The sequence below is a fragment of the Candidatus Termitispirillum reticulitermitis genome (genome assembly GCF_054655775.1).
The window spans coordinates 1-10,611 of record NZ_BAAIHG010000044.1; the positions used below are offsets into that span (position 1 = coordinate 1).

General features: G+C 44.5%; 11 protein-coding genes. 8 read left to right on the forward strand and 3 right to left on the reverse strand.

The annotated features are described in order from the left end of the window. The 5 genes from htpG to AC1MDJ_RS05420 form a co-directional block, all read left to right on the forward strand. On the forward strand, nucleotides 1-1,136 hold a 1,136-nt coding region (gene htpG / locus AC1MDJ_RS05400; protein WP_479689923.1), incomplete at its 5' end, for a molecular chaperone HtpG. Continuing rightward, nucleotides 1,136-1,852: an adenosylcobinamide-GDP ribazoletransferase gene (locus AC1MDJ_RS05405; protein WP_479689924.1), complete on the forward strand. Its 717-nt coding sequence runs from the start codon at nucleotides 1,136-1,138 to the stop codon at nucleotides 1,850-1,852. The genes htpG and AC1MDJ_RS05405, both read left to right, overlap by 1 nt. Continuing rightward, nucleotides 1,849-2,844, forward strand: a complete 996-nt coding sequence (locus AC1MDJ_RS05410) for a pyridoxal phosphate-dependent aminotransferase (RefSeq protein WP_479689925.1) — start codon at nucleotides 1,849-1,851, stop codon at nucleotides 2,842-2,844. Before AC1MDJ_RS05405 ends, AC1MDJ_RS05410 begins: the two co-directional genes overlap by 4 nt. Next, a complete protein-coding gene (locus tag AC1MDJ_RS05415) occupies nucleotides 2,799-3,593 on the forward strand; it encodes a lysophospholipid acyltransferase family protein (RefSeq protein ID WP_479689926.1) in 795 nt (264 codons plus the stop codon). Before AC1MDJ_RS05410 ends, AC1MDJ_RS05415 begins: the two co-directional genes overlap by 46 nt. After that, the gene (locus tag AC1MDJ_RS05420; protein WP_479689927.1) at nucleotides 3,565-4,818 is read left to right on the forward strand and encodes a 3-deoxy-D-manno-octulosonic acid transferase; all 1,254 of its coding nucleotides are present in this window, start codon (nucleotides 3,565-3,567) and stop codon (nucleotides 4,816-4,818) included. Before AC1MDJ_RS05415 ends, AC1MDJ_RS05420 begins: the two co-directional genes overlap by 29 nt. Nucleotides 4,819-4,824: 6 nt before the next feature. On the opposite strand, the gene pheT is transcribed toward AC1MDJ_RS05420, so the two are convergent. From pheT to AC1MDJ_RS05435, 3 genes are read right to left on the reverse strand one after another with little or no spacing between them, the layout of a single operon-like run. After that, complete coding sequence (pheT, locus tag AC1MDJ_RS05425) at nucleotides 4,825-7,200, reverse strand: phenylalanine--tRNA ligase subunit beta (protein ID WP_479689928.1); 2,376 nt, start codon at nucleotides 7,198-7,200, stop codon at nucleotides 4,825-4,827. A 9-nt stretch (nucleotides 7,201-7,209) separates the two neighbouring features. Beyond that, entirely contained in the window at nucleotides 7,210-8,220 is a 1,011-nt protein-coding gene (gene pheS / locus AC1MDJ_RS05430; protein WP_479689929.1) for a phenylalanine--tRNA ligase subunit alpha, read from the reverse strand. Nucleotides 8,221-8,248: 28 nt separating this feature from the next. Further along, nucleotides 8,249-8,725, reverse strand: coding sequence for a GNAT family N-acetyltransferase (locus tag AC1MDJ_RS05435; RefSeq protein ID WP_479689930.1), 477 nt, complete (start codon nucleotides 8,723-8,725; stop codon nucleotides 8,249-8,251). Nucleotides 8,726-9,006: 281 nt separating this feature from the next. Between AC1MDJ_RS05435 and AC1MDJ_RS05440 the strand changes: the two genes are divergently transcribed. The 3 genes from AC1MDJ_RS05440 (at nucleotide 9,007) to AC1MDJ_RS05450 (ending at nucleotide 10,548) form a co-directional block, all read left to right on the forward strand. Next, nucleotides 9,007-9,360: a type II toxin-antitoxin system RelE/ParE family toxin gene (locus AC1MDJ_RS05440; protein WP_479689931.1), complete on the forward strand. Its 354-nt coding sequence runs from the start codon at nucleotides 9,007-9,009 to the stop codon at nucleotides 9,358-9,360. Continuing rightward, complete coding sequence (locus tag AC1MDJ_RS05445) at nucleotides 9,350-9,622, forward strand: helix-turn-helix transcriptional regulator (protein ID WP_479689932.1); 273 nt, start codon at nucleotides 9,350-9,352, stop codon at nucleotides 9,620-9,622. The genes AC1MDJ_RS05440 and AC1MDJ_RS05445 overlap by 11 nt, the downstream gene beginning before the upstream one ends. Nucleotides 9,623-9,999: 377 nt before the next feature. Continuing rightward, nucleotides 10,000-10,548 (forward strand): cysteine hydrolase family protein, encoded by a 549-nt coding sequence (locus AC1MDJ_RS05450; RefSeq protein ID WP_479689933.1) that lies wholly within the window; start codon nucleotides 10,000-10,002, stop codon nucleotides 10,546-10,548. Nucleotides 10,549-10,611 lie beyond the last annotated feature (63 nt).

Sequence of the window (10,611 nt, forward strand, 5' to 3'; positions counted from 1 at the left end):
ACAAGTTTTATCAGCATAGAACGCACGACCATTCGGAGCCAGCAAAGGCTATCCAGTTTAAGACTGAAGGAACATCAGAGTTTTCTGGTATTTTATTCATCCCAACACACGCTCCGTTTAATTTATTTCACCCAGACGCTGAATATGGTCCCACGCTGTATGTGAAGCGTGTTCAGATAATGGAGCATTGCAATGAGTTGCTCCCGCAATATTTGCGTTTTGTAGTTGGCGTAGTGGAATCTAGCGACCTGCCGCTCAATATATCGCGTGAAATACTGCAAAACAACCGTCAAATATCTGCTATGAAAAAGAACATCGTTAAGCGGGTATTAGATGCCCTTGCTGATATGCAGCAAAATGAACCTGACAAGTATAAGAAATTGTTTAATGAATTTGGCAAAGTTCTCAAAGAAGGCATTCACTATGACTATGAGCGCAGAGAGAGCATAGCTAAACTTGCACTATTTGAATCTACCGCTACTAAAGCTGGCGAAACGACTACCCTTGAAGAATATATCAGCAGAATGAAGTCTGAGCAAAAAGACATTTATTATCTGACAGGCACTTCACGTGCAATGTTAGAAAACTCACCTTATCTTGAGAGCCTGAAAGCAAAGGAACTTGAAGTGCTGTTTATGACAGACGAAGTAGATGACCTAGTGTTCGGTGCTCTGGGAACATTTAAGGAAAAAAACTTCAAGTCAGTTATGCGCGGCGACCTTGAACTAGACAAAGAGGTGACTGCCAAGAAAGCTAAAAACTATGAGAGTTTGACTATTAAACTAAAAGAGCTTTTGGGGGACAGCATTGAGGGTGTCCGTCTGACTAATAGGCTAAAATCGTCTCCCGCCTGTCTGGTGTTGGCTGACGATGCTATAAATCCGCAGATGGAACGAATGCTCCGTGCTATGGGGCAGAGTGTACCAACTAGCAAACGGACGCTTGAAATCAATCCTGACCACGCACTTATTAAATATATGAATAGCGAACTTTTAGGAGAGGATAGCAAAAAGGGTATATCTAAATATGCTAGTTTGCTTTACGATATGGCACTATTGCTAGAGGGGGAGCGTGTGAACGACCCAGCAAAATTTGTAAATGAAATATCCGCTATGCTCGCAAAGGGTGGTAAGTAGTGGATATTACAAAGATTATTACTAGGACGCTTGCCGCGCTGTCGTTTTTAACGATAGCGCGGATTCGTAAGGGCAAAGATACCTATATTTATGACGATACCGCAGACACTTTTGCTTATGCGGGTTTTGTGATAGGTGTCCCGCTTGCAGTTATTCATTTAGTTTTCGGCAAAGCCTCTCCCGTGCTGATGCTCATATATATGGCAGTGGTTACAGGCTTGTTGCACGTTGACGGGCTTGCTGACACGTTTGATGGATTATTTTCGGGCAGAGGCAGGGAACGTAGCCTAGAGATAATGAAAGATTCTCGCATAGGTGCTATGGGGGCTGGGGCTGTGGTGCTATACTTCACCGCTAATTTTCAAGCCTTTTCTATGCTCAATTCCTCTTGGGTGTTGGCTATAGTGCCTGCCCTATCGCGCTATGCTATGGCTAAACTGATGAGTGACGTTCCATACATAAGCAAAGATGGCATAGCAAGGGTATTTCTAAATAATAAATTGTCTCATGTGCAGCTCGTGCCCTTCGTTCTGTTGGCGTTGATTGCTCTAGGTGTAAAGATGACGCTTGCTTTTATTATTGTTGCAGTTGTAAGTTATAGGTTGATTAGCTCGTGGTATGTGCGGAGGCTAGGCGGCATCACGGGCGATATGATAGGTGCACTCGGCGTAACGATAGAGACGTTACTGTTCTTAACGGCGGGCTGGCTTTCATGACGCGTTATGAACACGGCGGCAATGTTTGGACTATAGCAAGAACTTATGGATATGTCCCTAAGGATATAATTGACCTATCAACATGCGTCGCCCACAGTGCCCCTAATGCTCTAAAAGAGGTGCTAACGCAAGACTGGCTGTTGGGTGTATTGCCTGAGCCGTATTCTCCGCTATTCTCAACCAATTATAGAAAAAAAAATAACTTAGAAGCTAATTTTGACGTGCTCTTAACGGCAGGCACTACTGAGGTAATCTATGCTATAAGCCGAATGTTTGCGGGCAAAAATGTGAGTATTATTCCGCCTACGTATATGGACTATGAACGTGCGGCAGGGCTGGCGGGGATGAATATCAATTTTGATAACTATGATAATGTTAAACTAGCATTTATATGCAATCCAAACAATCCCACCGGAGAACTTATATCCCAAGAGGTTATAGTTAAGCTAGTTGGTAAATACCCTGACACTTTATTTGTAATAGACGAATCATATATGCCATTCGTCTTTGACGGCTGGACATCTGTCTGTATGGCTAGAAATGTTATCACTTTGCGTTCATATTCCAAAGTTTTCGGAATACCCGGCTTACGGATTGGCTACGTGGTGGCAGATATGGCTATAATAGAGGGGATAAAGGCGCAAATATCAACATGGAGCGTGTCAACTATAGCGCAGCAAGCAGCACTGAAACTGCTTGAAAGCGATGAGATTCCTACTGATAAATTAGACGCTACCGAGCGTATGCGTTTTGTAGAGTTGTTGAGAGCATTGGGGCTTGCCCCTGCTCCGTCTGCCACTCATTTTAATCTGTGTCAGGTGCTTGACGGTGTGGATGCAAAATATTTAGTAGGCACAGCGGCTAAAAAAGGCGTGCTGTTGCGCGATTGTTCTAATATACGGGGTCTTGAAAGTGGCAGTTTCGTGAGGGTAAGTATGCGCAAAGGGTGGCAACAAGCATTAGAGCGGGTGGCGGGATGTATTCGCTGTTAAGGGAGGGCGACCTATCACTGCGCAAGCTGTTTGGGAGGGCGAATAGAGATAGGTTTGCTCGCAAACGGATATTTAGGCATTTTGTTTGGAAAATTATAAGTCTTTTTACGCCTATCGTTAGTTTTGTATTGAGAATGCTCGTTAGAAGCTGGCGTTACAATATAGTTGGCGGTGCTGAAATGGCAGAACGAACGCTGGCGGGAGAGCCTGTTATAGTATCCCTCTGGCACGGGCAGTTGTTGCCGTTGACCTGCTCTATCTTTCACTTGGAAGATAAAAGGGTCGCAACTATGGCATCTGACAGCTATGATGGTGCATTTATTACAGATATATTGCAGCGTTGGGGCTTTGCCGTAGCAAATGGCTCTTCTCGCAGAGGTGGAGCAAAAGCAGTTGTGCTTGCTAAAAGGCTCATAGACAGTGGGCATTGGTTTGCTATCACGGTTGATGGTCCTGTCGGTCCGCGCCATATCGTCAAACAGGGCATTGTTTATATGGCTAAAAAAACTAACGCTACCGTATGGACAGGAGTGTGTCGCTGTGGCAACGCTGTTCAGTTTAAGAGCTGGGACAAATTCGTCTTGCCGTTGCCATTCTCTAAAATAGATGTGCATTTTTCTGAATGTTGCAAGCTGAATACTGACACAAGTGTTGAAGCCCTTGAACGAGATAGATTGCTCATTGAAAAGCGAATGTTGGAGGAATACGATAGAGTCTCTAATGATGTTCTTTCTAAGAATCATATATAACCTGTTGATTGCGCTTATATTCGTTCCTGCGCTAATCTTTGGACTTATAAAGCGTAATACACAGCCGCACTTCTTCCAGCGGCTAGGGTTGGGATTGCCCTGCAGTAGCAGACGAGAGCAATGTCCGTCAGTTTGGCTTCACGCCTCTAGCGTGGGGGAGGTGCGCAGTCTGGCAAACGTAGTGGCGAAGATACGCGCTGATTACCCGCAATATGACGTAATAATGTCAACTTTTACCGAAACTGGCTATGCTAATGCGCAAGACAATATAAAGCCTGATGCCGTGTTTATGCTCCCATTTGAGGTATCATTCGCTTTTACTAATATATTAAACAATTTCAACGTGAAGCTGGTGTTGATTACTGATACGGAACTTTGGCACAATTTCATATATAGCGTTAGTAAGCGTGTGCCACTAGTTTTACTGAATGGGCGCATATCAGACAGAACGTGGGTGCGTTATAAAAAATTATCCTTCATCTTTGCGCCTATGTTAAAGAAGTTTAATAACATACTAGCTAAAAGCGAGCTTGATGCCGCAAGGTTTCGCGAGATAATGAAACATGATACTGAAAAGGTTGAGAATGCTGGCAATATAAAATATCAAAAGGACATTGTCCCTCTGCATCCTGATGTGATGGCTCAATTTAGTGGTCGTATCGCAATCGCCGCCAGCACACACCACCCAGAGGAGGAAATCTTTCTGAAATGTGCACTGACCTTTAAGAGCCAATACGACAAAGTCGTTATAGTCCCCCGACATATCAATAGGACTGATGAAATTATCGCAATAGCTGGAAAATTGGGTTTGTCCGCTGGCAGGTATTCACGGGGACAATTTAATTCTGACGTTATTATCGTTGATGCCTTTGGGTTGTTAGGGCAAATGTATCAGGTATCAGAGCGAATATTTATAGGCGGCTCGCTTGTGGGTGTTGGCGGGCACAATATCTTTGAAGCATTGCAATACGGCAAACCAGTAGTTGTGGGCAAATATTATTTTAATTTTAGGGATATAGCAGAGTTAGGGCTGAAAACGGGCATAGTTCACGTGGTGCAAAATGAAGATGAACTGCTATCATACTTTCAGGCTGACAGCGTAGATGGCAAGGCAGATTTTAACGTTTTCTTTAAGACGTTGGATGCCGAACAGGAGCTTTATAGACGAAAGATTGACGAGTGTTTTAACCTCTATCTCGGCGATAAGGGAATGTGTAGAGAATAAAAATTACTACCCCCTCAGTTTCGCCCCCAATTTATCCTTTAACGTATCAGCCATTTTTGTTAGCAGTGGGTTGATTTCATCGTCCGCCAGCGTCCTGTCGTCTGTTGAAAAGTATATGCGGTAGGCTAGGCTGTGCTCATCAGTGGCAATGCCTTCGCCGCTGTATTCGTCAAATAAAACAATGTCTGTAATATATTTGCTTACAGACTTTATGGCTGCCACCATATCTTGCGCATGGACATTCCTGCCAACTACCACAGAAATATCTTTATACGTAGCAGGGAAACGTGAAAACGCTTTATATGAATATTTGTTGGTCTGCGATAGTGCGAATAGCGCATCAAAATCTAACTCGGCTATATAGACAGGTGCTTTTAAGTCTAGTTTCTCAACAATATCAGGATGCAAAGCACCTAAATAACCAAACCTCTGCCCACCAGCAGTGATATATGCCGACTTGCCAGGGTGCAAGAATAATTCTTGCGCCGTTTCATAGCCTAACTTCACATTAAAACTGCCACACAGGTTATCAAGCGTTGCTTTCAGCTGATAAAATACGTCAACCTGCGGTTGTTTCACCCAGCTTAGCGGAGCAAACTCGCCCATTACACCGATAGATATTCTTGTGGTTTCCTTTGGTTGCTTATCAGCCGACTTCTCAAATGTCTTGGCAAATTCAAATAGCCTGATACTGCGCTTGCCACTGTTCCAGTTAGTTTCTAGTGCCTTTACCACACCGGGGAATAGCTGTGTACGCAACGTTTGCATCTCTTTTGATATAGGGTTTAGCACGTCCACAAGCTTTGCCCCATCGTCAAATAGCTTTAAGTAAGCCCGTTCCATAAACGAATAGTTTATGGTTTCGTTAAAGCCCATTGCGGCTAACAGTCTGCGCACGTTCCTGCGCGCCAGTTGGAACGTGTTAACTACTACCCTGTCAGCGGTCACTGCAGGCAGAGTCAGAGGTATCTTATCCAGCCCGTAGAGGCGAGCAACTTCCTCAGCAAGCCCTGCCTCGTGAACTATATCCGAACGGTGGCTTGGAATAACAGCCGTTATCTCGTCCCCGCTGATTTCCGTTGATATGTCCAGCCTATCAAACATCTCTGCCATAGCTCTGACAGGCACTTCCACGCCGATTAAGGCGCAGATTCTCTGAACGCTAGCCTTTACCTCCAACATATTGGGGATAGTGCCCGCTTCAAGTGCTCCGTTGCAAATAGTCCCGCCGCAAATATCCGTTAGCAGAGTAGCAGCATAGTCCAGCAACTCACGTGTCCTGCCCCAATCCACCCCGCGCGAATACCTATAAGCCGCATCAGAGCTTATGCCTAACTTATTTGCTGTATATGCGTTCAATTTTGGCGTAAAATATGCACTTTCTAGTATAATGTCCGTTGTGCTGTCGTTAATACCAGAGTCCTCACTCCCCATCACACCGCCAAGTGCGACTACCTTTGTCTCATCAGCAATAACCACAGTCTTGCCGTCTAATATACGTTCTTTGCCGTCTAGCGTAATCACACGTTCCCCGTCTTTAGCGTGGCGCACAATGATGTCTTGTCCCACAAATTTGCGGTCAAATGCGTGCAATGGCTGTCCCTGCTCAAACATTACATAGTTTGTCACGTCAACAGCGTTGTTTATCGGGCGAATTCCCGCACTTTTCAGCTTTAACTGCATCCATAGTGGCGAGGGCGCAATCTTAACTCCCTTGACTAGCCGTGCAGAGTAATACGGACAAGCCTCTTCATATTCCAGCTTCAAGCCAACCTGCCCTGATATAGGTTCAGAGCTTTCATTTAGCTCTGTATCTGTTGATACTAGTGGCAGTCCGCATACAGCGGCAACATCGCGCGCAATCCCATAAATGCTGACGCAGTCCCCCCTATTGGGTGTAATGCCAAATGTAAATATGGTGTCGTTCGTGCCGATAATGTTGTTTGCGTCTATGCCCACCTCTGTATCGTCAGGCAAAATCAATATGCCGTTGTGTTCATCTGATAGCAATAGTTCGCGTTCGGAGCAGAGCATTCCGCAGGACTCAATCCCGCGCAGTTTTGCCTTGCTGATTTTCACCCCGCCCGGTAGCTCTGCGCCGATTTTTGCAAGCACTATCTTAATGCCACTACGGACGTTCGGTGCTCCACAGACAATCTGTAGCTCCTCCGTGCCGTCAGTCACCCTGCAAAGGTTTAGTCTATCAGCTTGCGGGTGTTTGCCCGCCTCTAGCACGTGCCCAACGACTATGTCCTTTATGTATGGACGCTCTTCTATAAGTTCCACTTCAAGCCCTGCGGATGTTAATTTAGCCGCAAGTTCTTGTGGAGTGTATTTTGATGTATCAACAAATTCATTCAGCCAGCTGAGACTAACTCTCATCTTATCCCCCTAAAACTGCTCTATAAACTCAAGCCTATTCTCAAAGAATAGCCGTAAATCGTCTATACCATATTTCAGCATTGCAATGCGCTCCATGCCCATACCGAATGCAAAACCACTATATACTAGACTGTCTATGCCCACCGCCGCAAGCACCTCTGGGGCGACCATACCGCTACCGCCTATCTCTAACCAGCCAGAACTTTTGCAAACGCGACAACCCGCCCCTTTACAGATTACACAACCCATATCAACCTCCATAGATGGCTCAGTGAACGGGAAATAGCTAGAGCGGAAACGCGTTGGTATGTCATCGCCGAACATTAGGTGAACAAATAATTGTAGCGTGCCTTTCAGGTCTGACAGACTAATGTTTTTATCAACGAGTAGCCCCTCAACTTGATGAAACATAGGCGAATGCGTGCTGTCGTGGTCAGAGCGATAGACTTTACCGGGAGCTATTATGCGAACGGGCGGTTTCTTGTTTAGCATTGTCCGCACCTGAACGGGTGATGTATGCGTTCGTAGCACCACGTCTTCGCTAATATAGAATGTGTCTTGCATATCACGTGCCGGGTGTCCTTTCGGCATATTAAGCATCGTAAAGTTATACAAATCAAGCTCTGCCTCCGGACCAGTCGCCACAGAGAACCCCATAGCACCGAATATATCAACAATTTCATCGTATATCTGATAGACAGGGTGCAAGTGCCCTAACGGGGCTGGTGCTGCTGGCATAGTTACGTCTATACACTCATTCGCCAGCTTTGCATTGCGTTCAGCAGACTTCAACTCCGTTTGTTTAGTGTTGAACAGCTCTTCAAATGCTAGACGCAATTTGTTAATCTCTGCTCCAGCCGCAGGGCGTTCATCAGCAGGTATGGCAGACAGTTGCTTATTCAGGTCTGTTATAACCCCTTTCTTCCCTAAATATTTGACTTTAATATTATAAAGCCCAGCCAAATCAGTGCAGGAGTGGATTTCCCCTGTGAAATCGTTTATAAGTGCAGTATTATCCATACAAACCTCGTCTAGTTCCTCTTAAATGTTATAGCACATTTTTTCTGTATATACACTCATCTTCGCCTATGGTGTAGAAATCTGTTAACTGAGCGTTTAGACTATACCCTGCATGCTCATAAAATGCACGTGTATGGGCGTATTGCTCGCGTGATGAAGTGGAAATAAATATCTGCCTGCCATTTCTTGCACGCACTTCCTGTTCCACAGCCGCTAGCAACATCTGTCCGATACCTGCACCCTGCAATGAGAGTTTGACAACTATCCAGTAGAGGTCATAACTGCCACTTGTCAGGGGTATTTCGCCATAGCAGACGTAGCCCACAACCCGCCCATCAAGCTCTGCAAATATAAATAGGTATTCGTCAGGCTTGGCAAGCGTTTCTACGGCTAACTCTCCAGCGGTGGCAATCTCCGCTTCAGAGAAAAAGGCTGTATCAGAGGCAATTTCACGGATAGCGACTGGGTCGCTATCTTTCAGGATAGTGCGCAGTGTTATGTTCATAGCAAAAACCAGTTTGTTAAATTCCCCAAACTTTCATTTTTTGCTCTCGCAAACTGCGCAGTTGTTGCATGTATAGTCTGCGCCCAATATTCACAGCCTGCCTCCTCTGCCTGTTGTTATCTTTGGACTAATCTTATATTAAAGACTAGCAGAAATCAATGCCAAATATTTTAATGTAAATTATAAAAATAACATAATTTTTTATAGGGGTGAGGGTGTTTTTGTGTCTTTTTACCTCTTGACAACATATCTTATATGGTATAAGATACTGCACTATCACTATGTGGGAGATTGAGTTTTATAAAACCGCTGAGGGCAAAGAAGTGATTGCCGATTTCCTTGATACCCTTCCTACTAAACACAGGGCAAAGGTTTTATGGGAAGTTGACTTGTTGGCAACCTATGGAACAGCCTTGTCTATGCCATATACTAGGCATATTGAGGGTAAATTATGGGAGTTGCGCATTAAGTTTGCCAGCGATATATCTCGTATATTTTACTTCGTCCTACAGGGCAATAAAATAGTCTTGTTGCACGGGTTTGTCAAGAAAACTGATAAAGTCTCTCAGGGCGAGATTGACAGAGCAAAAGAACACTTAAACGATTACGAGAGGAGGTGTTTGAATGAACTTTGAGGAATACAAAAGAAAGGCGTTTGTGGCTGACCCTGCATTGCTTGATGAGTATAATGCATTAGAACCAGTATATACTGTGATAAAGCAACTGATACAGGCACGTATTGACAACAAGATGACGCAGCAACAACTCGCTGATAGGCTAGGCATAAATCAAAGCCATATTAGCAGGCTAGAGAGTGGCACTTACAATCCATCGCTTACGTTCCTAAAACGTGTAGCAACGGGGCTAGGCAAGGAACTGCACATTGAGTTTAGATAAAACAAAACGACCTATTCATCAGAGAAAAAGCTCGTGTCAGAGACGATTTCAAGGGGTTATATATCCCATATTGATATAGCTAACGTCCGCTCCAAATAAGGCTTTTTAGCCATTTTCCCACCTTACAACATTTTTGTTGTAGGTATTCTAGCATAATTTACAAGGCTTTTCAAGAAAAAAGCGTAAATCCGTTGCAACATCGCTGATTTACGCCTTTTGTGTTATTGTCCCCTTTGCCTGCTGTTATCCTTAGGTTAATCTTATGTCGAACACTAACTAAAATCAAGGAAATGATTTTAGGTGCATACCCTCCCTCCCCCCTTGCCAAGTTTAAGAATACCTAGTATAGTGGATATAGACTTTGGGAGGTCAGGGCAATGTCTGATATATTGATAGTAATAGACTATCAGCACGATTTTGTGGATGGTGTGCTCGGTAGCAAAGAGGCACAGCAGCTGTATCTACCGCTGAAACGGCTTGTGGAGAGCTACATTGCTGATAAGAAAAACATAATATTCACAGTGGACACGCATGATGGCAGTAAATATGCCGATACTCAAGAGGGGCGCAAGCTACCAATTAAACACTGCATTAAAGACAGCAATGGCTGGCAATTATATGGAGACTTCAAGGTGTTGGCAGACAACAACAGGGGGTACGTGCACTTAGCAGAGAAGAAAACATTTGGCTCGCTTGACCTAGCAAAGAGTGTGAAATCCGCTTGTGGCGGTGCGCCTAATGAAATAATACTAGCGGGGGTAGTAACGGACATCTGTGTTATCGCTAATGCAGTGCTATTAAAAACCGCTTTCTCTGAAGCTACAATAAAGGTAGCGGGCAATTTATGTGCTGGCACTACCCCTGAAATGCATGAGAAGGCACTAGCCGTGATGACCAGCTTACAGATAGAAGTTGTAAAACAATAAAAGGGGATGAGCTGAATGAATGAATTTAACTTTGACAGCATGAGGGTGCAAAAGTTATCGCAC

What these genes read in the sequence shown, in the direction of transcription:
- AC1MDJ_RS05410 (WP_479689925.1), top strand. Translation starts at nt 1,849, where the DNA reads ATGACGCGTTATGAACACGGCGGCAATGTTTGGACTATAGCAAGAACT.
- AC1MDJ_RS05420 (WP_479689927.1), top strand. Translation starts at nt 3,565, where the DNA reads ATGATGTTCTTTCTAAGAATCATATATAACCTGTTGATTGCGCTTATA.
- pheT (WP_479689928.1), bottom strand. Translation starts at nt 7,200, where the DNA reads ATGAGAGTTAGTCTCAGCTGGCTGAATGAATTTGTTGATACATCAAAA.
- pheS (WP_479689929.1), bottom strand. Translation starts at nt 8,220, where the DNA reads ATGGATAATACTGCACTTATAAACGATTTCACAGGGGAAATCCACTCC.
- AC1MDJ_RS05435 (WP_479689930.1), bottom strand. Translation starts at nt 8,725, where the DNA reads ATGAACATAACACTGCGCACTATCCTGAAAGATAGCGACCCAGTCGCT.
- AC1MDJ_RS05440 (WP_479689931.1), top strand. Translation starts at nt 9,007, where the DNA reads ATGTGGGAGATTGAGTTTTATAAAACCGCTGAGGGCAAAGAAGTGATT.
- AC1MDJ_RS05445 (WP_479689932.1), top strand. Translation starts at nt 9,350, where the DNA reads ATGAACTTTGAGGAATACAAAAGAAAGGCGTTTGTGGCTGACCCTGCA.
- AC1MDJ_RS05450 (WP_479689933.1), top strand. Translation starts at nt 10,000, where the DNA reads ATGTCTGATATATTGATAGTAATAGACTATCAGCACGATTTTGTGGAT.